This window comes from Streptomyces sp. NPDC012769 (assembly GCF_042901205.1).
In the GTDB taxonomy this organism is placed as follows: domain Bacteria; phylum Actinomycetota; class Actinomycetes; order Streptomycetales; family Streptomycetaceae; genus Streptomyces.
In genome coordinates this window covers 1,340,292-1,366,309 of record NZ_JBIBCP010000002.1, presented here as the reverse complement: position 1 = coordinate 1,366,309, position 26,018 = coordinate 1,340,292, and the positions used below count along the sequence as shown (strand labels likewise).

The following is a 26,018-nucleotide window of genomic DNA, read 5'->3' as shown; positions in this document are numbered from 1 at the left end:
GAGCCGCACTCCGCGGGCCCCTGATCCACTACCCGGGATCGTACGTCACACCTTTGCCACAGGATTTTGCTGCCGCTAAGAATTGCGTTCGTCGCCGCCGAGCAGGCGGAGCGCCGCCCCGGCCTGAGCGACCCCCCAGCGATTCGAAGAGGTAGTCCTGCATGTCTGCGAACACTCCTGGCCACAGTCGTGGTCTGAAGAAGACCCACAAGGCCACGATCGCCGGCGTCGCCGCTCTGAGCGCCGCGGCGCTCGGCTTCTCCCTCATCCCGGGCAGCGCCTCTGCCGAGGTCGAGCCCCAGGCCCTCGCGAACACCCAGCAGGTCGCGTGGTCCTACGACGCGAACAGCCCGCAGGCCAAGGCCATGGCCGCCAGCCTGAACGAGCAGACCTCCGCCTTCGCCCTCAAGGCGAAGCAGGAGGCCGAGGCCAAGGCCAAGGCCGCCGCCGAGGCGAAGAAGCAGGCGGAGGCCGCCAAGGCCGCCGCCGCGAAGAAGAAGGCCGAGGCCGCGGCCAAGAAGCGCGCGGCCGAGAAGGCCGCCGCGAGCCGCGCCGCCGCCCGCAAGCCCGTCTTCGCGAACAACCTCGACGGCTGGATCCGCGAGGCGCTCTTCATCATGGACAAGCACAACATCCCGGGCACCTACGAGGGCATCCACCGCAACATCATGCGGGAGTCCAGCGGTAACCCCCGTGCCATCAACAACTGGGACATCAACGCCATCAACGGCGTCCCGTCGAAGGGCCTGCTCCAGGTCATCTACCCGACCTTCAAGGCCTACCACGTGCCGGGCACCAAGTTCGACCAGTACGACCCGGTCGCCAACATCGTCGCCGCCTGCAACTACGCGGCCGACCGCTACGGCTCCATGGACAACGTCAACAGCGCGTACTGATCCGCTGTGCACATGCCGAAGGGCGGCACCCCGTGCAGGGGTGCCGCCCTTCGGCGTGCGTACGGACCGGGTCGGGGCCTACTTGCGCATGACCTCCGGCTCGTGGCGGCGGAGCAGTCGCGCCACGACGACGACGCAGACCGCGGCCATGAACAGCTGGATGCCGAGGTCGATGCTCCACTGGGCGACCGAGTGCTCCCACAGCGGGTCGGTGTTGCCGGGGTTCTTGTGGTCCCACGGCGGCATCAGGTGCGCCAGGTCGAGCGTGGTGCCGGCGCCGGCGATGCCCCAGCGGGACGGCATGAGCCAGGCGAACTGCTCCAGGCCGGGCGAGCCGTAGACCTGGAAGAGGATGCCGGTGAACACGACCTGGATGATCGCGAACATGACGAGCAGCGGCATGGTCTTCTCGGCGGTCTTCACCAGCGAGGAGATGACCAGGCCGACCATCATCGAGGTCAGGCCGAGCGCGATGACCTGGACGCACAGCTCGACGGCCGGCGGCATGAACAGGCCCTCTTCGGGCAGCTCACGGGTGGAGAAGCCGATGCCGCAGATGATCACGCCCTGGAAGGCGGTGATCAGGCCGAGGACGATGACCTTGGACATCAGGTACGCGGAGCGGGACAGGCCGGTGGCGCGTTCCCGCTCGTAGATGACCCGTTCCTTGATCAGTTCTCGTACGGAGTTGGCAGCACCCGAGAAGCACATGCCGACCGCGAGGATCAGCATGATCGTGCCGGCGTCGCCGTTGAAGCGGGACGGCGGCGTGGGCTTGCCCAGGCCGAAGTCGGCGGGGATGACCACCGAGACCGCGCCGAGGACGGCCGGCAGGATCACCATCAGGGCGATGAAGCCCACGTCGGAGGCGATCACCGACACATAGCGGCGGATCAGGGTCCACAGCTGGGAGCCCCAGCCCTGCGGCTTGGGCGGGCGGGCCAGTGCCTGCTGGGCCTGCTGGGGCAGCTGGACCGGCTGGGCGGCGACGGCGTCGATCTCGGCCGCGTACATCTGGTAGTGCTGCGAGCCCTTCCAGCGGCCCGCCCAGTCGTAGTCGCGGTAGTTCTCGAACGCGGAGAAGACATCGGCCCAGGTGGAGTAGCCGAAGAAGTTCAGCGCCTCGTCCGGCGGACCGAAGTACGCCACCGAGCCGCCGGGCGCCATCACGAGCAGCTTGTCGCACAGGCCCAGCTCGGCCACCGAGTGGGTGACCACGAGGACGGTGCGGCCGTCGTCGGCGAGGCCGCGCAGCAGCTGCATGACGTCGCGGTCCATGCCCGGGTCGAGACCGGAGGTCGGCTCGTCCAGGAAGATCAGCGACGGCTTGGTCAGCAGCTCCAGGGCGACGGAGACGCGCTTGCGCTGGCCACCGGAGAGGGAGGTGACCTTCTTCTCCTTGTGGATGTCGAGCTTGAGCTCGCGCAGCACCTCGCCGATCCGGGCCTCGCGCTCGGCCTCGGCGGTGTCGCCGGGGAAGCGGAGCTTGGCCGCGTAGCGCAGCGCCTTCTGTACGGTCAGCTCCTTGTGCAGGATGTCGTCCTGCGGGACCAGACCGATGCGCTGGCGCAGCTCGGCGAACTGCTTGTAGAGGCTGCGGTTGTCGTAGAGGACGTCGCCCTGGTCGGCGGGCCGGTAGCCGGTGAGCGCCTTGAGCAGGGTCGACTTGCCCGAGCCGGAGGGGCCGATGACGCCGATCAGCGACTTCTCGGGGACGCCGAAGGTGACGTCCTTGAGGATCTGCTTGCCGCCGTCGACCGTCACCGTGAGGTGGCGGGCCGAGAAGGAGACCTCGCCGGTGTCGACGAACTCCTCGAGCTGGTTGCCGACGATCCGGAAGGTCGAGTGGCCGACGCCGACGATGTCGTTGGGGCCGAGGAGGACGGTGCCGCCCTTGGGGATCGGCTGGCCGTTGACGTACGTGCCGTTGTGCGAGCCGAGATCGCGGATCTCGAAGCGGCCGTCGGGCGTCGCGTGGAACTCGGCGTGGAGGCGGGAGACCTGAAGGTCGGAGACGACCAGCTCGTTCTCGAGCGCACGGCCGATGCGCATGACGCGCCCGAGGTTCAGCTGGTGGAACGTCGTGGGGCTGCGGTCGCCGTGCATCGGCATCGCGCCCTGGGGGCCGGCCTGCTGGTGCGGGACCTTCGACGCGTAGACCTCCTGCGGCGCCTGGTGCGGCTGCTGGTGCGGCACCGCCTGCGGCGTCTGCTGCTGCCAGCCCTGCTGCGGCGGGGCCTGGTGCTGCGGCGGGGCCTGGTGGGTGGCCCAGTCGGCCTGCGCGGCCTGGTGCGGCGCGGCCTGGTGGGCCGGCTGCTGCACGGGCTGCTGTGCCTGCTGCTGCGGGACCGCCTGCTGGGCGGGCGCGCCGGCGGCGGCGAGGTTCAGCCGCGGCCCGTCGGTGGCGTTGCCGAGGTGGACGGCCGAACCGGGGCCGATCTCCACCTGGTGGATCCGCTGGCCCTGTACGAACGTGCCGTTGGTGGAGCCGTGGTCCTCGATGACCCAACTCCGGCCGCCCCAGCTGACGGTGGCGTGTCGCCACGAGACCCTGGCGTCGTCGATCACCAGGTCGCCCTGGGGATCACGGCCCAGGGTGTACGACCTGGACGGATCGAGGGTCCAGGTCCTTCCATTCAATTCCAGTACGAGTTCTGGCACTCCATGCCCCACTACTTGTCCCCCGATGTACCCCCGTCGTTGGGAGGCCCAGGGATGGTGAACATCCGGGGGAACTATTTCAGGCCCCGGCCCGTATCCGAAAGTCGGCCCGCGTGAAGAGCTTGCGCATGTGCACAGGGCGGGCGTTTGGGGCAAGTCCGCGGCCGTGCGGGTGTCCGTCAGGCGGGACGGTGGGCCGGGTGGCACCCGGTGCCCGATACGGTGGAAGCACCATGAGCGCATCGCAGACATCGGACGTCCCCGCCTCGGACGTGCCCACTCTTCTCGTCAAGATCTTCGGGAAGGACCGTCCCGGGATCACCGCCGGACTCTTCGACACCCTCGCCGCCTTCTCCGTCGACGTCGTGGACATCGAGCAGGTCGTGTCCCGCGGCCGCCTCGTCCTGTGCGCGCTGGTCACCGAACCGACCGTCGCCTCCCAGGGCGAGCTGCGGGCGACCGTGCACAGCTGGGCCGAGTCCATGAAGCTGCAGGCCGAGATCATCTCGGGCACCGGCGACAACCGTCCCCGCGGCGAAGGCCGCTCCCACGTCACCGTGCTCGGTCACCCGCTGACCGCCGAGCAGACGGCCGCCATAGCGGCCAGGATCGCCGGGACCGGTGGCAACATCGACCGTATCTTCCGGCTGGCCAAGTATCCGGTGACGGCCGTCGAGTTCGCCGTCTCGGGTTGTGCGACGGAGGCGCTGCGCACGGCGCTCGCCACCGAGGCGCACTCCGTCGGCGTCGACGTGGCCGTGGTCTCCGCAGGACTGCACCGGCGGGCCCAGCGGCTCGTGGTCATGGACGTCGACTCGACGCTGATCCAGGACGAGGTCATCGAGCTGTTCGCGGCCCACGCGGGCTGCGAGGACAAGGTCGCCGAGGTGACGGCGGCGGCGATGCGCGGCGAGCTGGACTTCGAGCAGTCCCTGCACGCGCGGGTGGAGCTGCTCGCCGGCCTCGACGCGTCCGTGGTCGACAAGGTCCGCGACGAGGTGCGGCTGACGCCAGGGGCGCGCACCCTGATCCGAACCCTCAAGCGGCTCGGCTACCAGGTGGGAGTCGTCTCCGGCGGATTCACGCAGGTCACGGACGACCTCAAGGAGAAGCTGGGGCTCGACTTCGCCCAGGCGAACACGCTGGAGATCGTCGACGGCAGGCTCACCGGCCGGGTCACCGGCGAGATCGTGGACCGGGCGGGCAAGGCCCGGCTGCTGCGCCGCTTCGCCGCGGAGGCCGGGGTGCCGCTGGCGCAGACGGTCGCGATCGGCGACGGTGCCAACGACCTGGACATGCTGAACGCGGCCGGGCTCGGCGTGGCCTTCAACGCCAAGCCGGTGGTGCGGAAGGCGGCGCACACCGCGGTGAACGTGCCGTTCCTGGACACGGTGCTCTACCTCCTCGGGATCACCCGCGAGGAGGTCGAGGCCGCGGACGGCGGCGCGGAGGACCTGCTGCACTGAGGTTGAGACGTGAGGGGCCCGGCCGTGCTGTGACGGCCGGGCCCCTTCGCGTGCGGGTGTGCGTGGGTGCGGTCCGGGTCGGGGGGACGCGCCCCGGTCCACGAGGTCAGGCGTGCGGCGCCCAGAAGTCGACCAGGGTGGCGTCCATGCCGTGCTCGACGGACTTCCAGGAGCCGTCGAAGGTCACGACGGCGAAGGCGGCGGTGGGGAAACCGCTGCGGGTCATCCGCGCGAGCGCGTCGCCCTCGGACTGGCCGGCGAGGGCGTCGGCGAGGGCGTGCATCCCGGGGTTGTGGCCGATGAGGAGGAGGTTGGCCACGGTGTCGGGGGTCTCGTTGACCACGGCGATGAGCTCGCCGAGCGAGGCCTCGTACAGCCGCTCCTCGTAGACGGTCTTGGGACGCTCGGGCAGCTGGGGGGCGGCGAGCTTCCAGGTCTCCCGGGTCCGCACCGCGGTGGAGCAGAGGGCCAGGTCGAAGCCGATGCCGCTGTCGGCGAGCTTGCGGCCCGCCACGGGGGCGTCCTGGCGACCGCGCTCGGCGAGCGGGCGCTCGTGGTCTGAGGTCTGGGGCCAGTCCGCCTTGGCGTGTCGGAGGAGCACGATCCTTCGGGGTGTGTCGACGCTCATGCACCACAGCTTCGCACGAATCGGCCCGGGTCGACTCAGAGAGGGAGGGTTTGCTGGATCCGCTCCAGGATGCCCCCGATTCCGGGGTCGCCGCCCGCCGCGTGGGCCTGACCCGGCCCGGTGATGAGGAGGAAGAGGGCGACGAAGGCGAGGACCGGGAGGGCCAGCGCCCACCAGGGCAGTCGGGTGTCGACGCCGGCCGACGTGGCCCGGACGCTCCGGGCGCCGGTGTGCGTTCGCGCCGTCATGGCCGCCTCCGTGGGATGGGATCCGCGTGCTCGCTGTGTCCCTCCCAACGTACGGAGCGCGAGGGCTCCGGCCCATCAGGTGATCCACCCACTTCACCCTGACACCCACCCCCTAGGGGATAGGGGGGCCTGCCCCACCCTCGCGGCTCAGGGTGAGGCGAGGGAGGCGATGACGGCGATGACGACCGTGATGCCGATCATCGTGCCGAACACGATGAGGAGCTTCTTCTGGCCGTTCGGGGGGTTCGGTTCGAGTACGGGCATGCGAACAGTCTCGCATCTCAGCATTCGTCCTCGACGGTCCGGTCCCGGCCCGCGAGGCTGCCGACGATCATCTGCGGGATCATCAGGCCGCCCATGAGCGCGATGGGCAGGCCCCAGCCGCCGCTGTGCTGGTAGAGGACGCCGACGAGCAGCGGGCCGGGGATGGAGATGAGGTAGCCGACGCTCTGGGCGAAGGCGGAGAGCCGCACGACGCCGGCGCCGGTCCGCGAGCGCATCCCGATCATGGTGAGGGCGAGCGGGAAGGCGCAGTTGGAGACGCCCAGGAGCAGGGCCCAGGCCCAGGCGCCGGCGGCGGGGGCGAAGGAGAGGCCGGTGTAGCCGGCGAGTCCGCACAGGCCGAGGGCGACGACGATGGGGCCCTGGTTCCGCATCCGGGAGGCGAGCCTGGGGATGACGAAGGCGAGCGGCACGCCCATGACCATGGTGACGGCCAGCAGGACGCCCGCGGTCGAGGCGGGGACGCCGGCGTCGCGGAAGATCTGCGGCATCCATCCCATGGTGATGTAGGCACCGGTGGCCTGGAGGCCGAAGAAGACGGCGAGGGCCCAGGCGGTGCGGCTGCGGGTGACGCGCGGCGCGGCGGGCGTCCGGGCGCCGGCCGGGGCGGAGGTGGTGGAGGAGGTGGAGGAGGAGGTGGAGGAGGTGTCCGCTCCCCCGTCGGTGGTCGTCGGGGTGCCCGCCGCGGCGCCGGTCCCCGGGGTGCGGTCGCGGAGCAGCGGCAGCCAGGGGAGGACGGCGAGGGCGGCGAGGGCCGCCCATATGCCGAGGCCGAGCCGCCAGCTCCCGCCCAGGGCGGCGGTCATGGGCACGGTCGCGGCGGCGGCCACGGAGGTGCCCAGGGCGAGGGCCATCGAGTAGAGGCCGGTCATGCTGCCGATCCGGTCCGGGAAGTACTTCTTGACCAGGACCGGCATGAGGACGTTGCTGAGCGCGATGCCCATGAGGGCGAGGGCGCTGGCCGCCAGGAAGCCCGCGGTGCCGCCGGCGAACGGGCGCAGCACCAGGCCCGCGAAGATCGCGGCCATTCCGGCGCACACGACGGCCACGGGGCCGAAGCGGCGGGCGAGGCGCGGGGCGGCGATGCCGAAGACGGCGAAGCAGAGCGGCGGTACGGAGGTGAGGACACCGGCCACGCTGCCGCTCATGTGGAGGCCTTCGCTGACCTCTTCGAGCAGGGCGCCGAGGCTGGTGATGGCCGGGCGCAGGTTGAGCGCGGCGAGGACGAGTCCGACGACGACGAGCCGGGTGATCCAGCGGGCGGGACCGGCGGGTGCGGGAGAATCGGCGGCGTCCCGTGCGGGGCGGGCCGTCGCGGTGGCTGGGTCGAGGGTCTGCGGCTCGTCAGGCATGGGGCCATCATAGAATCATGGGATGATTGGTTGTCCAATCTGGAACCATCCAATCTCGAACGAAACGGCAGGTGCAGCATGGCGCTCGGCCATCCACGGCGGACCGGGCTCTCCGATCAGGTGATCGCCGAGCTGCGGAACCAGATCACCTCCGGCGAGTGGCCGGTGGGGTCGCGGATCCCGACGGAGCCGGAGCTCGTCGAGCAGCTGGGCGTCGCCCGCAACACCGTGCGGGAGGCCGTCCGCGCGCTCGCGCACAACGGGCTGCTCGACATCCGGCAGGGCTCGGGGACCTATGTGGTGGCGACGAGCGAGCTGGCCGGGGTGATGCACCGCAGGTTCGCCGGCTCCGATCCGCGGCACGTCGCGGAGCTGCGCTCCACCCTGGAGTCCTCGGCCGCCCGGCTCGCGGCGCAGCGGCGCACCGACCGGGACGTCAAGCAGCTGGACGCCCTGCTCCTGAAGCGCGAGGAGGTGTGGGAGTCGGGTGACGCGGAGGAGTTCGTGACGGTGGACGCGGCCTTCCACCACGCCGTGGTGGTCGCCTCGCACAACGAGGTGCTGACCGAGCTGTACGCGGACCTGGGACACGTGCTGCGGGACTGGCTGCGCGAGGACGTGGGCCGGGAGCTGCGGCCGGAGAACCACATGGACCACGCGCGCCTGGTGGAGGCGATCCGGGACGGTGACGCCGAGCGGGCGGCGGCGGAGGCGGCGAGCTATCCGTTCCTGTGCCTCAGGAGCAGCAGCCCGGAGCCGAGCTGAGCTCTCAGCCCCGGCCCGCCGGCTCGTGGGTGATCCAGGCCGCGCGGACCTCCTTCCAGCAGCGGCCGGTCACCTGGGCGTGGTCGGCCGGGCGGACCGCGACGGGGGCGCTGTCGGTGTCGAGGTCCCACCAGCGGGCGCATTCGACGTGCAGCCGGACCCGGTCGGTGTCGGGATAGGGATTGCGGCAGTACGCCGTGACGTGGGAGCCGTCGACGACGGTGGTGCAGGAGGCGCCGAAGGTCTCGGACTCCTCGGCGGCGGGTCGGGCGAAGGGTTCGTCGACGGGGGCGGGGGCGGCCCGTACCTCGGCCGCGACGGCCATCCCGGTGAAGAGAGCGGCGGCCGTGGCGAAGGCGGCGGCCCCGCGGTGCAGCGCGCGCATGCCCGTACCTCCTCCCCGAGCAGTAGCCGGAACGTCACGCCCTGAACATCATGCTCTGACCCAGTCTGGGGTGGTTCGGCCGACTTTTCGACTCGGGCGCCGGGTTGCGGAAACGCGAAGGGCCGGGTCCCGCCCCACGGGCGGGCCCCGGCCCCTTCACATGCGACGTGCGCTCGGCGTCAGGCGCCGATCGCGTGCAGACCGCCGTCCACGTGGACGATCTCACCGGTCGTCTTGGGGAACCAGTCGGAGAGCAGGGCGACGATGGCGCGGCCCGCCGGCTCCGGGTCGGACAGGTCCCACTCCAGCGGGGAACGGCTGTCCCACACGCTGGCCAGCTCCGAGAAGCCCGGGATGGACTTGGCGGCCATCGAGCCGAGCGGGCCGGCCGAGACCAGGTTGCAGCGGATGTTCTGCTTGCCCAGGTCACGCGCCATGTAGCGGCTGGTGGCCTCCAGGGCCGCCTTGGCCGGGCCCATCCAGTCGTACTGCGGCCAGGCGAACTTCGCGTCGAAGGTGAGGCCGACGACCGAGCCGCCCTCGCTCAGCAGCGGCAGCAGCGCCATCGTCAGGGACTTCAGGGAGAAGGCCGAGACGTGCATGGCGGTGGCGACCGACTCGAACGGCGTGTTCAGGAAGTTGCCGCCGAGCGCGTCCTGCGGGGCGAAGCCGATGGAGTGCACGACGCCGTCCAGACGGTCGCCGAGGTGCTCGCGCACCTGGCCCTCCAGGCGCGCCAGGTGCTCGTCGTTGGAGACGTCGAGCTCCAGGACCTTCACCTTGTCGGGCTGGGGCAGCTTCTTGGCGATGCGCTCGGTCAGCGTCGGCCGGGGCCAGGCGGTGAGGATGATCTCCGCGCCCTGCTCCTGGGCCAGCTTGGCGGCGTGGAAGGCGATGGAGGACTCCATCAGCACACCGGTGATCAGGATGCGCTTGCCCTCGAGAATTCCGCTCATGTGATCAGTGACCCATGCCCAATCCGCCGTCAACCGGGATGACGGCTCCAGTGATGTACGAGGCGTCGTCCGAGGCGAGGAACTTCACCGTGGCGGCGATCTCCTCGGGCTGCGCGTAGCGGCCCAGCGGCACCTGGGACACGATGCCGGCGCGCTGCTCGTCGGTGAGCACCGCGGTCATGTCGGTGGCGACGAAACCGGGGGCGACGACGTTGAAGGTGATGTTGCGCGAGCCGAGCTCACGGGCCAGCGACCGCGCGAAACCGACCAGTCCGGCCTTCGAGGCGGCGTAGTTCGCCTGGCCCGCCGAGCCGAGCAGACCGACGACCGAGGAGATCAGCACGACGCGGCCCTTCTTGGCCCGCAGCATGCCGCGGTTGGCGCGCTTGACGACCCGGAAGGTGCCGGTGAGGTTGGTGTCGAGGACGGACGTGAAGTCCTCCTCGGACATGCGCATCAGGAGCTGGTCCTTCGTCACGCCGGCGTTGGCCACGAGGACCTCCACCGGACCGTGCTTCTCCTCGATCTCCTTGTACGCCTGCTCCACCTGCTCGGCGTCGGTGATGTCGCACCTGACGGCCAGGCAGCCCAGGTCGGCCAGGGCGGCCGGCGGCTCGCCGGACCGGTACGTGAAGGCGACCTTGTCGCCCGCCTCGGCGAACGCGCGGGCGATGGCGAGGCCGATGCCCCGGTTTCCTCCGGTGACGAGAACCGAGCGGCTCAACGGATCACCCTTTCGATAGCGGTCTGGTATGCCGAAAACCTATCGGTCCATTCCGCGATCCAGAGAATCGGGCCCTGACAGTGGCGTACTGGTGTCACTGTCGGGTCCCTACAGAAAGGTCTGGGCATCGCGGCCGAAAGCACGACATGATCGGGGGCGACCGGTCTCACACGACAGGAGACAGCTGTGCAATCTGGGACCTCCCATTCCCTCGACGAAGCCTTCACCCAGCTTCCGTTGCGGGCGCTCGCCGACGCAGCGCTCGCGCGGGCGCGGGCGCTCGGCGCCGAACACGCCGACTTCCGCCTGGAGCGGGTGCGCAGCGCCTCGTGGCGGCTGCGCGACGCCAAGCCCTCGGGTTCCTCGGACATCACGGACCTCGGCTACGCGGTGCGGGTGGTGCACGGCGGGGCGTGGGGGTTCGCGTCCGGGGTGGACATGACCATGGACGGGGCCGCGCGGGTCGCCTCGCAGGCGGTGGCGATGGCGAAGCTGTCGGCGAAGGTGATCGCCGCGGCCGGATCGGACGAGCGGGTGGAGCTGGCCGACGAGCCGGTGCACGCCGACAAGGTGTGGATCTCCTCGTACGAGATCGATCCGTTCACCGTCTCCCCCGAGGAGAAGAGCGGGCTGCTCGCCGACTGGAGCGCGCGGCTGCTGCGCGCCGACGGAGTGGCGCACGTGGACGCCTCGCTGCTCACCGTCTTCGAGAACAAGTTCTACGCGGACACGGCCGGCACCGTCACCACCCAGCAGCGGGTCCGGCTGCACCCGGAGTTCACGGCGGTCGCCGTGGACGGGTCGACCGGCGAGTTCGACTCGATGCGGACGATCGCACCGCCGGTCGGGCGCGGCTGGGAGTACCTCACCGGCACCGGCTGGGACTGGGACAAGGAGCTGGAGGAGATCCCGGAGCTGCTCGCCGAGAAGATGCGGGCGCCGAGCGTCGAGGCCGGGCGCTACGACCTGGTCGTCGACCCGTCCAACCTGTGGCTGACGATCCACGAGTCGATCGGCCACGCCACGGAGCTGGACCGGGCGCTCGGCTACGAGGCGGCGTACGCGGGCACCTCGTTCGCCACCTTCGACCAGCTGGGCAAGCTGGCCTACGGCTCCTCGATCATGAACGTGACGGGTGACCGGACCGCCGAGCACGGGCTCGCCACCATCGGTTACGACGACGAGGGCGTCGAGGCGCAGTCCTGGGACCTGGTGAAGGACGGCACGCTCGTCGGCTACCAGCTGGACCGCCGGATCGCGAAGCTGACCGGTCTCGGCCGTTCCAACGGCTGCGCCTTCGCCGACTCCCCCGGCCACGTGCCGGTGCAGCGGATGGCGAACGTGTCGCTCCAGCCGGATCCCGGCGGTCTGTCCACGGAGGACCTGATCGGCGGCGTCGAGCGGGGCATCTACGTGGTCGGCGACCGTTCGTGGTCCATCGACATGCAGCGCTACAACTTCCAGTTCACCGGCCAGCGCTTCTTCCGCATCGAGAACGGCCGGCTCGCGGGCCAGCTGCGGGACGTCGCGTACCAGGCGACGACGACGGAGTTCTGGGGCTCCATGGAGCAGGTCGGCGGCCCCCAGACCTACGTCCTGGGCGGCGCGTTCAACTGCGGCAAGGCCCAGCCGGGCCAGGTCGCGGCGGTCTCGCACGGCTGTCCGTCCGCCCTGTTCCGGGGTGTCAACATTCTGAACACGACGCAGGAGGCCGGTCGATGAGCCGCGTCAGCAAGCCGTACGAGATCGTCGAGCGGGCGCTGGAGCTGTCCCGCGCGGACGGGTGTGTCGTCATCGCCGACGAGGAGTCCTCGGCGAACCTGCGCTGGGCCGGCAACGCGCTGACCACCAACGGGGTGACCCGGGGCCGCACGCTGACCGTGATCGCCACCGTGGACGGGGCGCAGGGCACCGCCTCCGGTGTGGTGTCGCGCTCGGCGGTGACCGCGGACGACCTGGAGCCGCTGGTCCGGGCCGCCGAGGAGGCCGCGCGGGCGGCCGGGCCCGCGGAGGACGCCCAGCCGCTGGTCGAGGGCGTGCCGTCGTCGCCGGACTTCACGGACGCGCCGGCCGAGACCTCCTCCGCCGTGTTCGACGCCTTCGCGCCCGCGCTGGGCGAGGCCTTCGCCCACGCCCGGGCGGGGGGCCGCGAGCTGTACGGCTTCGCCCACCACCAGCTGACGTCGACCTACCTGGGCACGTCCACGGGGCTGCGGCTGCGGCACGACCAGCCCAACGGCACCCTGGAGCTCAACGCCAAGTCGCCGGACCGCACCCGGTCCGCGTGGGCGGGGCGCTCGACGCGGGACTTCAAGGACGTCGACCCGACCGCGCTGGACGCGGAGCTCGCCACCCGGCTCGGCTGGGCCGAGCGGCGGATCGAGCTGCCTGCCGGGCGCTACGAGACGCTGCTGCCGCCGACCGCCGTGGCCGACCTGCTGATCTACCAGCTGTGGTCCTCGATGGCCCGGGACGCGGTGGAGGGCCGCACGGTCTTCTCCAAGCCCGGCGGCGGCACGCGGATCGGCGAGACCCTCTCGCCGCTGCCGCTCACCCTGCGCAGCGACCCGAACGAGCCGGGCCTGGAGTCGGCGCCGTTCGTGATCGCCCACTCGTCCAGCGACGACTCCTCGGCCTTCGACAACGGTCTGCCGATCCCCCCCGTGGACTGGGTGCGGGAGGGCCGGCTGGAGCATCTGATCACCACCCGGCACTCCGCGGGGCTCACCGGCCTGCCGGTGGCTCCGGGGGCGGGGAACCTGATCCTGGACGGCGGCGGCGAGCGGTCGCTTCAGGAGATGGTCTCCGCCACCGAGCGCGGTCTGCTGCTGACCTGCCTCTGGTACATCCGCGAGGTCGACCCGGCGACGCTGCTGCTCACCGGCCTCACCCGGGACGGCGTCTACCTCGTCGAGAACGGCGAGGTGGTCGGCGAGGTGAACAACTTCCGGTTCAACGAGTCGCCGGTCGACCTGCTGTCGCGGGCCACCGAGGCGGGCCGGACGGAGAAGACGCTGCCGCGCGAGTGGAGCGACTGGTTCACCCGGGCCGCGATGCCCGCCCTGCGAGTGCCGGACTTCAACATGAGCTCGGTCAGCAAGGGCGTCTGACCCCCATAGACTGGGGGCGGCGTGACGACCATCAATCAAGGAGACCGAAGATCGTGACGGACATCGTCGACGAGCTGAAGTGGCGCGGGCTCTTCGCCCAGTCCACCGACGAAGAGGCCCTGCGCAAGGCGCTCGCGGACGGTCCCGTCACGTTCTATTGCGGTTTCGACCCGACCGCGGCCAGTCTCCACGTCGGCCACCTGGTCCAGGTCCTCACCGTCCGCCGGCTCCAGCAGGCCGGGCACCGGCCGCTGGCGCTGGTCGGCGGGGCCACCGGCCAGATCGGTGACCCGCGGCCGACCGCCGAGCGGACCCTGAACGACCCGGAGACGGTCGCGAACTGGGTGAACCGGCTGCGTTCGCAGATCGAGCCGTTCCTCTCCTTCGAGGGGGAGAACGCCGCGGTCATGGTGAACAACCTGGACTGGACCGCCGGCATGTCGGCGATCGAGTTCCTGCGGGACATCGGCAAGCACTTCCGGGTCAACAAGATGCTGACCAAGGACTCCGTGGCCCGGCGCCTGGAGTCGGAGCAGGGCATCAGCTACACCGAGTTCAGCTACCAGCTGCTCCAGGGCATGGACTTCCTGGAGCTGTACCGGCGCTACGGCTGCACGCTGCAGCAGGGCGGCTCCGACCAGTGGGGCAACCTGGTGGCGGGCCTCGACCTGATCCACAAGCTGGAGCCGGAGGCGCAGGTCCACGCGCTGGCGACGCCGCTGATGGTGAAGGCCGACGGCACCAAGTTCGGCAAGACCGAGAGCGGCGCCGTCTGGCTGGACCCGGAGATGACCACGCCGTACGCGTTCTACCAGTTCTGGCTGAACGTGGACGACCGCGACATCTCGACGTACATGCGGATCCTGTCCTTCAAGTCCCGCGAGGAGCTGGAGGAGCTGGAGCAGCTGACGGCCGAGCGGCCGCAGGCCCGTACGGCGCAGCGGGCGCTCGCCGAGGAGCTCACCACGCTCGTGCACGGCGCCGAGCAGTGCCAGGCAGTCATCAACGCCTCCAAGGCGCTGTTCGGCCAGGGCGAGCTGGGTGACCTGGACGAGGCGACGCTGGCCGCGGCCCTGTCCGAGCTGCCGCACGCGCGCGTGGCGGAGCCGGGCCAGGTGGTGGACCTGTTCACCGAGGTCGGTCTCGCGCCGAGCAAGTCGGCCGCCCGCCGCACGGTGAAGGAGGGCGGCGCCTACGTCAACAACGTCAAGGTGACGGCCGAGGACGCCGAGGTGTCGGCGGACGAGCTGCTGCACGGGCGCTGGCTGGTGCTGCGCCGGGGCAAGAAGAACCTGGCGGCGATCGAGGTCGTCGCCGGCTGACCCCGTAGGGACACGGCCGGAGGCCCGGTACGCGCGCGGTGCGCCGTACCGGGCCTCCGTGCCGTACCGGGCCTCCGTCGTGTCGTCGGGCGGGGCCGGGCGGGGCCTTGGGGGGTCAGGCCCGTCGGCGGTTGCCTCTGATCGAGGCCCACAGCATGTCCCCGACGCCCACCACGGCGACGGCGCCGACGAGCTGGAGCAGATGGCGGGTCCAGTCGATGCCCTTGGTGTCGTTGACCCCGATCCAGGTCGCGACCGCGTTGCCGAGCACGCTGCCCAGAATGCCGAAAACGGTCGTCAGCCACAGCGGGATCTGCTGTTTGCCGGGGAGGATCGCCTTGGCGAGCAGGCCCAGGACCAGGCCCACAATGATCGCCCACAACCAACTCATCGTCGCCTCCTAGTGCGCATGTGTGCCCAGTCTCGACCGATCGGTCATACGGCGCATGTCGGACGGCTCCGTACGTGCCCCGGTCTCGTCCGCCCGGGACGGCGGGCGTACCGTGGAAGCAGGTCCGGACCGGGGAGGGTCCGGCACGGCACGTGGGCGGTGGAACGTGATGCGGAAGCGTGGCGGAACCGAGGTCTTCCGGATCACCGGGGCCCGGCAGGGACTCGCCGACGACGTCCGGGGCCGGCAGCGCCGGTACGTGGTGTCGATGTCGATACGCACGCTCGCGGTGATCGCCGCGGCCTCGCTGTGGAACGTGCAGCGGCCGGTGGCGGTGGTGGCGCTGGTGCTGGGCGCGGTGCTGCCGTACATCGCGGTGGTGATCGCCAACGCCGGCCGGGAGAACGCGCCGTCCCTTCCCTCCACCTTCGTCCCGGCTCCGGTGCGGCCGGCGCTCGAGCGCGGTGCGGAAGCCGTTGCGGAACCCACCTACGGCGCGTACGGCCGGACCGATCACGTACGGTGAGCGCGAAGCTCAAGAAATGCTCAGATCAATCATGAAGTTCCGGTGCACCGCACCCCATGCGCCGTGACATACTGCCTACGCGCTCCGCATCCCCCGTCGGAGCGACGGACCGATGCCGGGCAGCTCCCCCCGTGGCTGCCCGGCATCGCCCTTGCTGGACAATGATCAGGTGATCCAGGGTCCAGTGAGCGAAGAGAAGCCGATCTGTTCCGCCAAGGGGTGCCGGGCCGACGCCGTGTGGGTGCTCGCCTGGAACAACCCCAAGCTGCACACGCCGGAGCGGCGCAAGACGTGGCTCGCGTGCGAGGAGCACCGCGAGCACCTCTCCCAGTTCCTGGGCGTACGGGGTTTCCTGAAGGACGTCGTCCCGCTGACCGAGTGGACCGACGGGGACTCGGCCTGACCGACCGGGGCGCCTGAGCGACCGGGGCTCAGCCGCCGATCGCCGACATGGGGCGGTCGGGCTGGAGGAAGCTCGGGTCGTCCAGGCCGGAGCCGGCCTTCTTGCCCCACATGGCCTTCTTCCAGATGTCGGCGATGGCCGCGTCCGGGGCGTCCGAGCGGAGCGCCGCCCGCAGGTCGGTCTCCTCGGTGGCGAAGAGGCAGGTGCGCACCTGGCCGTCGGCGGTGAGGCGGGTGCGGTCGCAGGCCCGGCAGAAGGGGCGGGTGACGGAGGCGATGACGCCGACCGTGTGCGGGCCGCCGTCGACGACCCAGCGCTCGGCGGGGGCCGAGCCGCGCTCGTCGTCGCCCTCGGCGGTGAGGGTGAAGCGGGTGCGCAGGGACTCCAGGATGTCCCCGGCAGTGATCATGCCATCGCGCTTCCAGCCGTGCTGGGCGTCGAGCGGCATCTGCTCGATGAAGCGGAGCTCGTAACCCTGCTCGATCGCCCAGGCGAGGAGGTCGGGGGCCTCGTCGTCGTTGAGCCCGGGCATCAGGACGGCGTTGACCTTGACCGGGGTGAGGCCGGCCGCGCGGGCGGCGGCCATGCCGTCGAGGACGTCCCTGTGGCGGTCGCGGCGGGTGAGGGTCTTGAAGACGTCGGGGCGCAGGGTGTCGAGGGAGACGTTGACCCGGTCGAGGCCGGCCGCCTTCAGGGCCTCGGCGGTGCGCTTGAGTCCGATGCCGTTGGTGGTCAGCGACATGCGGGGGCGGGGCTCCAGGGCGGCGCAGCGCTCGACGATCCCGACGAGGCCGGGGCGGAGCAGGGGCTCGCCGCCGGTGAAGCGGACCTCGGTGACGCCGAGCTCGGTGACCGCGATCCGTATCAGCCGGACGATCTCGTCGTCGGTGAGCAGGTCGGGCTTGGCCAGCCACTGCAGGCCCTCTTCCGGCATGCAGTACGTGCAGCGCAGGTTGCACCGGTCGGTCAGGGAGACCCGCAGGTCGGTGGCCACGCGGCCGTAGGTGTCGAGGAGCACTGGGCCCCCTCCCCTTCTTCCGGTTCGCTTGTGTACGAGCCTACGTGAGCCCTCGGACATCGGGCAGGGGCCGATTGTCACGAGGACCGGGACGGCCGCGTCGTAGAACCATACGACGCGGCCGTCGGCCCGCAGCGGAACGTATACGACTCAGTGCGCTCCGACACCGGTGAGGGACTTGACCTCCAGTTCCGCGTACTTGCCCTTGTCCGGCTCCTCCTTGGAGAGGACCGAGCCGAGCCAGCCGAGCAGGAAGCCGAGCGGGATGGAGACCAGGCCGGGGTTCTCCAGCGGGAACCAGTAGAAGTCGACGCTCTTGAACATGGAGGTCGGCTTGCCGGAGACGACGGGCGAGAACAGCACCAGGACGACCGCGGAGACCAGACCGCCGTAGATCGACCAGAGCGCTCCCTGGGTGGTGAACCGCTTCCAGAAGAGGCTGTAGAGGATCGTCGGGAGGTTGGCGGAGGCGGCGACGGCGAAGGCGAGGGCGACCAGGCCGGCGACGTTGAGGTCGCGGGCGAGGGCGCCGAGGGCGATCGAGACGACGCCGATGAGGACGGTGGCCCAGCGGGCGGCCCGCACCTCCTCCTTCTCGGTGGCCTTTCCGCGCCGGATGACGTTGGCGTAGATGTCGTGCGCGAAGGACGAGGACGAGGCCAGGGTGAGGCCGGCGACGACGGCGAGGATGGTGGCGAAGGCGACGGCGGAGATGACCGCGAGCAGGATGGCGCCGCCCGTCGAGTCCGCGCCGCCGCCGATCTCCAGGGCGGCGAGCGGGGCCGCGGTGTTGCCGGCCTTGTTGGAGGCGATGATGTCGCTGTTCTTGAGCAGGGCCGCGGCGCCGAAGCCGAGGACGATCGTCATCAGGTAGAAGGCGCCGATGATGCCGATGGCCCAGTTGACGGACTTACGCGCGGCCTTGGCGGTCGGCACCGTGTAGAAGCGGATGAGGATGTGCGGCAGTCCGGCCGTGCCGAGGACGAGCGCGATCCCGAGCGACAGGAAGTCCAGCTTGGAGGTGCCGCTGACGCCGTACTTGAGGCCGGGCTCCAGGAAGGCCGGGCCCTTGCCGCTGTTGGTGGCGGCCGCGCCGAGCAGCTGGGAGAGGTTGAAGTCGAACTTCAGCAGGATGAGGAAGGTGATCAGGAGCGTGCCCGCGATGAGCAGGACGGCCTTGACCATCTGCACCCAGGTGGTGCCCTTCATGCCGCCGATGGTCACGTAGACGATCATCAGGACGCCGACGAGGGCGACGATGGCGACCTTCCCGCCGTCGCTGGTGATGCCGAGCAGCAGCGAGACGAGGACGCCGGCGCCGGCCATCTGCGCGAGCAGGTAGAAGATCGACACGACGATGGTGGAGGTGCCGGCGGCGGTGCGGACGGGCCGCTGGCGCATCCGGTAGGCGAGGACGTCGCCCATGGTGAAGCGGCCGGAGTTGCGCAGCGGTTCGGCGACCAGGAGGAGGGCGACCAGCCAGGCGACGAGGAAGCCGATCGAGTAGAGGAAGCCGTCGTAGCCGAAGAGGGCGATGGCGCCGGCGATGCCGAGGAAGGACGCGGCGGACATGTAGTCGCCGGAGATGGCCAGGCCGTTCTGGAAGCCGGTGAACTGCCGTCCGCCGGCGTAGAAGTCGGCGGCGCTCTTGGTCTGGCGGCCGGCCCAGACGGTGATGGCGAGGGTGGCGACGACGAAGGCGGCGAAGAGGCTGATGATCAGCGGGCGGTGCTCGCTGGTGGCGTTGCCGGCGGCGAGGAGAAGGGTGTCGCTCATGCGTCGGCCTCCGTGCGGGACTCCATGCGGGACTCCATGCGCTCCTTGATGGCCTCGGCCTTGGGGTCGAGGCGGTCCGCGGCGTGCCGCGAGTAGAGCCAGGCGATGAGGAAGGTGGTCGCGAACTGGCCGAGGCCGAGGACCAGGGCCACGTTGACGTTGCCGAAGAGCTGGGTGCCCATGAAGCCGCCCGCGTAGTTCGAGAGCAGCACGTACAGCAGGTACCAGGCGATGAAGGCGATCGTCAGGGGGAAGGCGAAGGAGCGGTAGGTGCGGCGCAGTTCGCCGAACTCGGCGCTCTCCTGCACCTCGACGAACTCCTCCGTCGTGGGCTGTGCGGGGGCGGCGGTTTCCGTGCCGTCTCGGGGCGGCGGAGGTGCGTCGGTAGCCACGGATTCTCCTCGTGACGCGGGTGCGGTGGGCATGGACAAAGGGGGCCTCGCTGAGGTGGGAAGCGGGGTTCCGGACGGAGCCCCTCCCCTGCTCAACGGCACGGAGCGGGCGGCGAAGTGGTTCACCCGGATGTTTTTTCTTCCCCGGATCTTCATGAAGTCCGCCCATGCCATTGATGACCGGGGAAGATCGGCGATAGCTTCACTCGTCATGCACCTGCTCACGCGCAATCGGCGTCTGGGCAGTACATACGGATGATGTGGAGAACCCATGGCTCATCTGGGATCGAGGCGCGGCAGAGTACTCGCTCTGCCGGCCGGCCTCGCGCTCACGGCCTCGCTCGGCTTCCTGCCCTCGGGCGCCGCGTCCGCCGCGGAACTGAGCGACCTCCCGACGGCCGCCGTCGCCACGAACGGCCCGAAGCTGTCGTACGTCGTGAACGTCGACCACGGCCGCTGGACGGCCGCGTCGGTGAAGAAGGCGATAGCCGCCGCCGGCGGTGAGGTGGTCGTGTCCTACGACCGGATCGGCGTGATCGTCGTCCACTCGCAGAACCCGGAGTTCGCGCAGACGATCCGCCAGGCTCGTGGCGTGGTGTCGGCCGGTGCGACCCGTACGGCTCCGCTGGCCGCCGCGACCGACACCTCCGTCGGCGAGGACACGCAGGCGCTCACCCCGGCCGAGGCCAAGGCCGCCGCGGCCGCCGCCACCGGCGAGCAGGACGCGCTGGAGCCCCTGCAGTGGGACCTGCCGGCGATCAAGGCCGACAAGGCGCACGAGAAGACCCTCGGCAGCAAGCGGGTCACCGTCGGCGTCATCGACACCGGTGTGGACGACACCCACCCGGACCTGGCGCCGAACTTCGACGCCGCAGCCTCCGCCAACTGCGTCAGCGGCAAGGCCGACACGACCGCCGGCTCGTGGCGTCCCAACCCGGGCGAGAGCGACCACGGCACCCACGTGGCGGGCACCATCGGCGCCGCCAAGAACGGCACCGGCATCACCGGTGTCGCGCCCGGCGTGAAGCTCGCCGGCATCAAGGTGTCCACGCCGGACGGCTTCTTCTACACCGAGGCCGTGGTCTGCGGCTTCATGTGGGCGGCCGACAACGGCATCGACATCACGAACAACAGCTACTACACCGACCCGTGGATGTTCGCCTGCAAGAACGACGAGGACCAGAAGGCCCTCCTCGAGGCGGTCACCCGGGCGACCCGGTACGCGGAGAAGAAGGGCACGGTCAACGTGGCCGCGGCCGGCAACTCCCGGTTCGACCTGGCGGCCGACTCCATCGTGGACAACAGCAGCCCGAACGACACCACCCCGGGCGACCGCGTGATCGACCCGAAGGTCTGCCTCGACTACCCGGCGATGATTCCGGGCGTGGTGACGGTCTCCTCGACCGGTGCCAAGGACCTGAAGGCGTCGTACTCCAACTACGGTCTCGGCGTCGTCGACATCGCCGCCCCCGGCGGCGACCGCACCGAGTACCAGACCCCGGACGCCCCGGCGGTCAACGGCCGCATCCTGTCGACCACGGTCAACGGCGGCTTCAACTACAAGGCCGGCACGTCGATGGCCGCGCCGCACGCGGCGGGCGTCCTCGCGCTGCTCAAGTCGACCCACCCGCACGCGAGCCCGGCGGCTCTGAAGGCCCTGCTCTACGCGCAGGCCGACGACCGCGCCTGCACCAACCCGTACGACATCAACGGCGACGGCACCGTCGACGCGGTGTGCGAGGGCGACGTGAACAAGAACGGCTTCTACGGGGCCGGTCTGGTGGACGCGCTGGACGCCGTCCGCAAGTAACGCGTCCGGAAGGCCCGTACGCGGGAAGCCCGTACGCGGAAGGCCCTGGTGTGGTGCGCCACACCAGGGCCTTTCCGCATGTCCGGGGGGTGGCACCCGATGCCATAGTGCGGCCATGGACAACACGGTGCGTACGGGTACGGAGTTGCTGTGGTCGGCCCTCGGCGGCGATCCCGCCCTCGTGGACCGGGTGGCCTACGGCGGGGTCTCGGGGCTGCTCGCGGCGCGGCTGCCGGTGATGGACCTGGCGCGGGCCACGGTCGCGGTCTGCTCGCTGGCGGCGGCCGAGCACGCGGGTGCGCCCGGGCCCGTGCGGGTGGACGACGGGGCGGTCGCCACCGCCTTCGTGAGCGAGCGTCATCTGCGGGTGGACGGGCGGGCGCCGGTGAGCTTCGCACCCCTGTCACGGTCCTGGCGCGCCGCCGACGGCTGGGTCCGCACCCACGCCAACTACCCCCACCACAAGGCGGCGTTGCTCAGGGCGCTGGGGGCGGCCGACTCGGTGGACGCGGTGGCGGCGGCGATCGGCGGGCGGAAGGCCGTCGAGGTCGAGACGGCGGTGTACGGGGCCGGGGGCCTGGCCGTCGCCCTGCGCACGCCCGAGGAGTGGGCGGCGCACGAGCAGGGCCGCCAGGTGGCGGCGCGGCCGCTGCTGACCCGTGAGCGGCTCGACGAGGCCGCGCCCCGGCGCCGGTCGGGCGGCCCGCTGCGGGTGCTCGACCTCACCCGGGTGATCGCCGGCCCGGTCGCCACCCGGACGCTCGCGCTGCTCGGCGCGGACGTGCTGCGGATCGATCCGCCGGTCAGCCCCGAGCTGCCGGACCAGCACGCGGACACGGACGTCGGGAAGCGGACGGCCGCCCTGGACCTGAACCGTCCTTCGGACCGGCGGACCTTCGACGAACTCCTCGACGCGGCGGACGTGTTGGTGACCGGCTACCGTCCCGGCGCCCTGAACCGCTTCGGTCTGCACCGGCCCGGTCTGGTGACCGCCCGGCTCTCCGCCTGGGGCGACTACGGGCCGTGGGGCGGGCGGCGCGGCTTCGACAGCCTGGTGCAGGTGGCGAGCGGCATCGCGGTGACCGAGGGCTCCCCGGAGCGGCCGGGGGCGCTGCCGGCGCAGGCCCTGGACCACGGCACCGGCTATCTGCTCGCGGCGGCGGTGCTGCGCTCGCTGACCGAGCAGGGCCGGGACGGCGGCACCCGCCTCGTACGCCTGGCGCTGGCGCAGACGGGGCACTGGCTGACGCACGCCCTGCCCCGCTACGAGCCGGAGCGGTACCTCGCGGAGGCGGACGGCCCGCTGGGGCGGCTGCGGTACGCGCGGTCGCCGGTGGCGTACGAGGGCGGCCCGGCGGACTGGTCGCGCCCGCCGGGCCGTCAGGGCGGGGACGAGCCCGCCTGGCTCACGGCCTGACGAGGACCTTGAGCGCGGTGCGCTCGTCCATGGCCCGGTAGCCGCCGGGGACGCCTTCGAGGTCGACGGTCAGGTCGAAGACCGGGGAGGGGTCGATGGTGCCGTCGAGGACGTCGGGGAGCAGTTCGGGGATGTACGCGCGGACGGGCGCCACGCCGCCGCGCAGGGCGATGTTGCGGTCGAACATGACGGAGAGGTCCAGGCCGGTGCCGCTGCCGTGCGGGACGCCGACGTAGCCGATGGAGCCGCCGTCGCGGGTGATGGCGACGGCGGTGCGCATGGACTGTTCGGTGCCGACGGCCTCGATGACGGCGTGGGCGCCCTGGCCGCCGGTGAGCTCGCGCACGGCGGCCTCGGCGGCCTCGCCGCGCTCGGCGACGACGTCGGTGGCGCCGAAGGCGCGGGCGATGTCGGTACGGGCGGTGTGGCGGCCGAGCGCGATGATCCGCTCGGCGCCGAGCCGCCTGGCGGCGAGGACCCCGCACAGGCCGACGGCGCCGTCGCCGACGACGGCGACGGTGGCGCCCGCGCGCACACCGGCGCCGAGGGCGGCGTGGTGCCCGGTGCCCATGACGTCGGAGAGGGCCAGCAGGGCGGTCAGCAGGCGGTCGTCGGAGGCGGCGTCGGCGGGCAGCTTGACGAGGGTGCCGTCGGCGAAGGGGACCCGGACGGCCTCGCCCTGGCCGCCGTCGGAGCCGACCGAGCCCCAGAAGCCGCCGTTGGGGCAGGAGGTCTGGAGGCCCTCGGCGCAGTACTCGCAGCTGCCGTCGGACCAGACGAACGGGGCGACGACCAGGTCGCCGGGCCGGAAGCCGCGCACGTCCGCGCCGGCCTCCTCGACGATCCCGAGGAACTCGTGGCCGATGCGCTGGCCGGGCGTGCGGGCGGACTCGCCGCGGTAGGCCCACAGGTCGCTGCCGCAGATGCAGGCGCGGACCACGCGGACGACGACGTCGGCGGCGTCCCGCACCACGGGGTCGGGCACGTCCTCCACCCGCATGTCGAAGGGGGCGTGGATGGTGGTGGCGCGCATGGCGGGCGTTCCTCGCTGTGCTCAGACGGTGCTTTCCTGCGTTGTACGACGTTCACCGTACATCGCGCGCAGGGCTCCCTCGGTCAGCAGGCACTGTGCCGCGATGTAGGTCAGCATGACCCAGAAGTCGGGCACGGGCAGCTGGGGCCAGTCGGCCACGTCGGTGGCGATGAGGGTGTCGGACAGCAGGAACAGCGCGCCGCCCGCGCCGGCGAGGGCACCGAGGGAGCTCGCCCGGTAGGCCATCGCGGTGAGCAGCAGGGAGTAGCCGGCGACGGGGACGCGCAGGTCGGCGGGCAGGTCGGGCCAGAGGGCGGTCACGGTGCCGGCGAGGGCGACGGCGTAGAGCGCGCCGAGGGCCGGGGAGGTGCGCCGCCGTCCGAAGAGGGCGAGGTAGCAGACGTGTCCGGCGGCGAAGGAGCCCATGCCGACGAGGAAGGCCCAGTCGGCGTCGAACAGCAGGAAGACGTCGCCGCCCCAGCCGAACAGCAGCGCGGCGGTGAGCAGCCGGGGGCCGCCGCGGGTGGTCGCGTAGGCGGCGAGCAGTGGCATCAGGAGCGGCTTGGCGATCCGGTGCCCGAGCTCGGCGCCGGCGAGGAGGGAGACCAGGTCGACGGCGGCGGCGAGGAGGAAGGCACCGAGCAGCCACCGGGAGGCACGGGAGGCCTCGGAGGCGGCGCGGGCGGGCCGGGAGCCGGACGCGCGGGAGGCCTCGGCGGGCCGGCTCACGCGGCGGGCTCCGGCGCGGTGCCGCCCTGGGTGCCGCCCGTCTTGGGGGTGTCCGGCCCAGGCTGCCAGCCGGGTCCGCGGAACAGCCGGCCGCCGCGCTCGCGCCAGCTGCGCGCGGCCTTCAGGTCGCGGGCGATGGCGGCGTACTCGTGGGTGGCGACCCGCAGCGGGTTGTAGGTCTCGATGTTCTTGGTGAGCCCGAAGACGGGCTTGTCGGTCTCGGGCACGAAGGAGCCGAACATCCGGTCCCAGACGATGAGGATGCCGCCGAAGTTACGGTCCAGGTAGCCGCCCTGGGAGGCGTGGTGGACCCGGTGGTGCGAGGGCGTGTTGAGCACGAACTCGAAGGGCCGCGGCAGCTTCCCGACCCGCTCGGTGTGGATCCAGAACTGGTAGACGAGGTTGACCGAGTAGCAGAACGCCACGGCGGCCGGGTGCACCCCGAGCGCGATCATGGGCAGGTAGAACGGCCACGAGGTCAGGCTGGTCCAGGGCTGCCGCAGCGCGGTGGTGAGGTTGAACTTGCGGCTGCTGTGGTGCACGACGTGACAGGCCCACAGGATCCGGACGACGTGGTGCCCGCGGTGCTGCCAGTAGTAGCAGAAGTCCTGTGCGAGCAGCATGAGCGGGATCGTCCACCACAGCACGGGCACCCGCAGCGGCGTCAGCTCGTAGACGGCCGTGTAGATCGCGACGACCGGGATCTTCCACAACGCGTCGAAGGCGAGACTGCCCAGCCCCATCCCGAGGCTGGTGGCGGCGTCCTTCGCCTCGTACCCGGCGGCGTCCTCGTCCGGGTGGATCCGGTAGCTGACCATCTCCAGGACGGTGAGCAGGACGAACGCCGGTATGGACCAGAGCACGACATCGGGCAGGTTCGGCATGCCGACGACGGTAGGCGCGAGGGGCGGGGCACGGCTAGACGTCGTTACCGACAAGTATGCGAGACGCCTTGTCAGCAAGCTTTGGCACCTTCCGACAAGCGGTGGGCCCGGGTCACACCCCCGCCGCCCCCAGCAACGACCCCGCCCCGTACGTCACCGCCATCGCCAGGGCACCGCCCGCCATGTTGCGCAGGACGGCCCGGGCGGGTGGGGCGGCGCCGAGGTGGGCGGAGGACCAGCCGGTGAGGGCGAGGGCGGCGAGGACGGAGGCGACGGTGATCCAGAGGCGGTGGGCGGCCGGGGGCAGGACGATGGCCAGCAGCGGGAGCAGGGCGCCGGCGGTGAAGGCGAGGAAGCTGGCGCCGGCGGCGTGCCAGGGGTTGGTCAGGTCGTCGGGGTCGATGCCCAGCTCCACGCGCGCGTGGGCGCGCAGGGCGTCGCGTTCGGTGAGCTGTTCGGCGGCCTCGCGGGCGACCTCCTCGGTGAGGCCGCGGGCGGCGAGGAGCTCGGTGAGTTCGGCGAGTTCGGCCTCGGGCCGCTCGCGCAGTTCGCGGCGTTCCTCGGCGAGGGCGGCCTTCTCGGAGTCGCGCTGGGTGGAGACGGAGACGTACTCCCCCGCCGCCATGGACATCGAGCCGGCGAGCAGTCCCGCGAGGCCCGCGGTGAGCAGGGTGGACCGGGACCCGGTGGCGCCGGCGACGCCGACGACGAGGCCGGCGGTGGAGACGACTCCGTCGTTGGCTCCGAGCACGGCGGCCCGGAGCCAGTTGAGCCGGGAGCCCAGGCCACCGCCGTGGGCCTCGTCGTGTGCGGGGGCTTCAGTCACCCCAGGAGGTTCGCATCC

26 protein-coding genes are annotated in these 26,018 nt (G+C 71.4%); 10 read left to right on the top strand and 16 right to left on the bottom strand.

Annotation, left to right across the window (positions count from 1 at the left end):
* The first annotated feature begins 161 nt into the window (after positions 1–161).
* Complete coding sequence (locus tag ACFY7C_RS15275) at positions 162–896, top strand: transglycosylase SLT domain-containing protein (RefSeq protein WP_389649367.1); 735 nt, start codon at positions 162–164, stop codon at positions 894–896.
* A gap of 78 nt (positions 897–974) precedes the next feature.
* Here the strand turns inward: ACFY7C_RS15275 and ACFY7C_RS15270 are convergent, their stop codons facing one another.
* Positions 975–3,569 (bottom strand): FHA domain-containing protein, encoded by a 2,595-nt coding sequence (locus ACFY7C_RS15270; RefSeq protein ID WP_389649364.1) that lies wholly within the window; start codon positions 3,567–3,569, stop codon positions 975–977.
* A 221-nt stretch (positions 3,570–3,790) separates the two neighbouring features.
* Here ACFY7C_RS15270 and serB point away from each other — a divergent pair, with 221 nt between their 5' ends.
* Positions 3,791–5,023 carry a phosphoserine phosphatase SerB gene (gene serB / locus ACFY7C_RS15265; RefSeq protein ID WP_389649361.1) on the top strand — a complete coding sequence of 411 codons (1,233 nt, stop codon included), beginning with the start codon at positions 3,791–3,793 and terminating at the stop codon, positions 5,021–5,023.
* Positions 5,024–5,129: 106 nt separating this feature from the next.
* Here serB and ACFY7C_RS15260 read toward each other — a convergent pair whose 3' ends face one another.
* The 4 genes from ACFY7C_RS15260 to ACFY7C_RS15245 form a co-directional block, all read right to left on the bottom strand.
* Positions 5,130–5,651 carry a SixA phosphatase family protein gene (locus ACFY7C_RS15260; RefSeq protein WP_389649359.1) on the bottom strand — a complete coding sequence of 174 codons (522 nt, stop codon included), beginning with the start codon at positions 5,649–5,651 and terminating at the stop codon, positions 5,130–5,132.
* Positions 5,652–5,686: 35 nt separating this feature from the next.
* Positions 5,687–5,899 carry a hypothetical protein gene (locus ACFY7C_RS15255; RefSeq protein ID WP_389649356.1) on the bottom strand — a complete coding sequence of 71 codons (213 nt, stop codon included), beginning with the start codon at positions 5,897–5,899 and terminating at the stop codon, positions 5,687–5,689.
* Between the two features lie 147 nt (positions 5,900–6,046).
* Positions 6,047–6,163 (bottom strand): SGM_5486 family transporter-associated protein, encoded by a 117-nt coding sequence (locus tag ACFY7C_RS15250; RefSeq protein ID WP_345489730.1) that lies wholly within the window; start codon positions 6,161–6,163, stop codon positions 6,047–6,049.
* Between the two features lie 17 nt (positions 6,164–6,180).
* On the bottom strand, positions 6,181–7,533 hold the full coding sequence (locus tag ACFY7C_RS15245; protein WP_389649353.1) for a CynX/NimT family MFS transporter: 1,353 nt from the start codon (positions 7,531–7,533) through the stop codon (positions 6,181–6,183).
* A 78-nt stretch (positions 7,534–7,611) separates the two neighbouring features.
* On the opposite strand from ACFY7C_RS15245, the gene ACFY7C_RS15240 reads away from it, so the two are divergent.
* Positions 7,612–8,298 (top strand): FadR/GntR family transcriptional regulator, encoded by a 687-nt coding sequence (locus tag ACFY7C_RS15240; protein ID WP_389649350.1) that lies wholly within the window; start codon positions 7,612–7,614, stop codon positions 8,296–8,298.
* A gap of 4 nt (positions 8,299–8,302) precedes the next feature.
* Here ACFY7C_RS15240 and ACFY7C_RS15235 read toward each other — a convergent pair whose 3' ends face one another.
* The 3 genes from ACFY7C_RS15235 to fabG form a co-directional block, all read right to left on the bottom strand.
* Positions 8,303–8,683, bottom strand: coding sequence for a hypothetical protein (locus ACFY7C_RS15235; protein ID WP_389649348.1), 381 nt, complete (start codon positions 8,681–8,683; stop codon positions 8,303–8,305).
* Between the two features lie 179 nt (positions 8,684–8,862).
* Positions 8,863–9,639, bottom strand: a complete 777-nt coding sequence (fabI, locus tag ACFY7C_RS15230) for an enoyl-ACP reductase FabI (protein ID WP_389649345.1) — start codon at positions 9,637–9,639, stop codon at positions 8,863–8,865.
* Positions 9,640–9,643: 4 nt separating this feature from the next.
* Positions 9,644–10,363 carry a 3-oxoacyl-[acyl-carrier-protein] reductase gene (fabG, locus tag ACFY7C_RS15225; RefSeq protein WP_389649342.1) on the bottom strand — a complete coding sequence of 240 codons (720 nt, stop codon included), beginning with the start codon at positions 10,361–10,363 and terminating at the stop codon, positions 9,644–9,646.
* Positions 10,364–10,549: 186 nt separating this feature from the next.
* On the opposite strand from fabG, the gene ACFY7C_RS15220 reads away from it, so the two are divergent.
* Genes ACFY7C_RS15220 through tyrS form a run of 3 tightly spaced genes read left to right on the top strand, consistent with a single transcriptional unit; the run spans position 10,550 to position 14,795 of the window.
* Complete coding sequence (locus tag ACFY7C_RS15220) at positions 10,550–12,085, top strand: TldD/PmbA family protein (RefSeq protein WP_389649339.1); 1,536 nt, start codon at positions 10,550–10,552, stop codon at positions 12,083–12,085.
* Positions 12,082–13,473: a metallopeptidase TldD-related protein gene (locus ACFY7C_RS15215; protein WP_389649337.1), complete on the top strand. Its 1,392-nt coding sequence runs from the start codon at positions 12,082–12,084 to the stop codon at positions 13,471–13,473. The genes ACFY7C_RS15220 and ACFY7C_RS15215 overlap by 4 nt, the downstream gene beginning before the upstream one ends.
* Positions 13,474–13,526: 53 nt before the next feature.
* A complete protein-coding gene (gene tyrS / locus ACFY7C_RS15210; protein WP_389649335.1) occupies positions 13,527–14,795 on the top strand; it encodes a tyrosine--tRNA ligase in 1,269 nt (422 codons plus the stop codon).
* A 115-nt stretch (positions 14,796–14,910) separates the two neighbouring features.
* On the opposite strand, the gene ACFY7C_RS15205 is transcribed toward tyrS, so the two are convergent.
* Complete coding sequence (locus ACFY7C_RS15205; protein ID WP_389649332.1) at positions 14,911–15,186, bottom strand: GlsB/YeaQ/YmgE family stress response membrane protein; 276 nt, start codon at positions 15,184–15,186, stop codon at positions 14,911–14,913.
* A gap of 169 nt (positions 15,187–15,355) precedes the next feature.
* On the opposite strand from ACFY7C_RS15205, the gene ACFY7C_RS15200 reads away from it, so the two are divergent.
* Positions 15,356–15,712: a DUF3099 domain-containing protein gene (locus ACFY7C_RS15200; RefSeq protein WP_389649330.1), complete on the top strand. Its 357-nt coding sequence runs from the start codon at positions 15,356–15,358 to the stop codon at positions 15,710–15,712.
* 184 nt (positions 15,713–15,896) lie between these two features.
* Entirely contained in the window at positions 15,897–16,115 is a 219-nt protein-coding gene (locus ACFY7C_RS15195) for a hypothetical protein (RefSeq protein WP_389649549.1), read from the top strand.
* A 28-nt stretch (positions 16,116–16,143) separates the two neighbouring features.
* On the opposite strand, the gene moaA is transcribed toward ACFY7C_RS15195, so the two are convergent.
* The 3 genes from moaA to ACFY7C_RS15180 all read right to left on the bottom strand — a co-directional run bounded on the left by moaA (position 16,144) and on the right by ACFY7C_RS15180 (position 19,301).
* Positions 16,144–17,133 carry a GTP 3',8-cyclase MoaA gene (gene moaA, locus ACFY7C_RS15190; protein WP_389649327.1) on the bottom strand — a complete coding sequence of 330 codons (990 nt, stop codon included), beginning with the start codon at positions 17,131–17,133 and terminating at the stop codon, positions 16,144–16,146.
* A gap of 150 nt (positions 17,134–17,283) precedes the next feature.
* Positions 17,284–18,909: a cation acetate symporter gene (locus ACFY7C_RS15185; RefSeq protein ID WP_389649324.1), complete on the bottom strand. Its 1,626-nt coding sequence runs from the start codon at positions 18,907–18,909 to the stop codon at positions 17,284–17,286.
* Positions 18,906–19,301: a DUF485 domain-containing protein gene (locus ACFY7C_RS15180; protein ID WP_389649322.1), complete on the bottom strand. Its 396-nt coding sequence runs from the start codon at positions 19,299–19,301 to the stop codon at positions 18,906–18,908. The genes ACFY7C_RS15185 and ACFY7C_RS15180 overlap by 4 nt, the downstream gene beginning before the upstream one ends.
* Positions 19,302–19,572: 271 nt before the next feature.
* On the opposite strand from ACFY7C_RS15180, the gene ACFY7C_RS15175 reads away from it, so the two are divergent.
* Both ACFY7C_RS15175 and ACFY7C_RS15170 read left to right on the top strand, forming a co-directional pair.
* The gene (locus tag ACFY7C_RS15175; protein WP_389649319.1) at positions 19,573–21,111 is read left to right on the top strand and encodes a S8 family serine peptidase; all 1,539 of its coding nucleotides are present in this window, start codon (positions 19,573–19,575) and stop codon (positions 21,109–21,111) included.
* A 115-nt stretch (positions 21,112–21,226) separates the two neighbouring features.
* Positions 21,227–22,528, top strand: a complete 1,302-nt coding sequence (locus ACFY7C_RS15170; protein ID WP_389649316.1) for a CoA transferase — start codon at positions 21,227–21,229, stop codon at positions 22,526–22,528.
* On the opposite strand, the gene ACFY7C_RS15165 is transcribed toward ACFY7C_RS15170, so the two are convergent.
* From ACFY7C_RS15165 to ACFY7C_RS15150, 4 genes are all read right to left on the bottom strand, one after another.
* On the bottom strand, positions 22,518–23,561 hold the full coding sequence (locus tag ACFY7C_RS15165; protein WP_389649313.1) for a zinc-dependent alcohol dehydrogenase family protein: 1,044 nt from the start codon (positions 23,559–23,561) through the stop codon (positions 22,518–22,520). The two genes, ACFY7C_RS15170 and ACFY7C_RS15165, sit on opposite strands and share 11 nt — an antisense overlap.
* A 21-nt stretch (positions 23,562–23,582) precedes the next feature.
* A complete protein-coding gene (locus tag ACFY7C_RS15160; protein WP_389649311.1) occupies positions 23,583–24,290 on the bottom strand; it encodes a lysoplasmalogenase in 708 nt (235 codons plus the stop codon).
* Positions 24,287–25,174, bottom strand: coding sequence for a sterol desaturase family protein (locus ACFY7C_RS15155; protein ID WP_389649308.1), 888 nt, complete (start codon positions 25,172–25,174; stop codon positions 24,287–24,289). Before ACFY7C_RS15155 ends, ACFY7C_RS15160 begins: the two co-directional genes overlap by 4 nt.
* 112 nt (positions 25,175–25,286) lie before the next feature.
* Entirely contained in the window at positions 25,287–26,000 is a 714-nt protein-coding gene (locus tag ACFY7C_RS15150) for a VIT family protein (protein WP_389649305.1), read from the bottom strand.
* Positions 26,001–26,018: the final 18 nt, after the last annotated feature.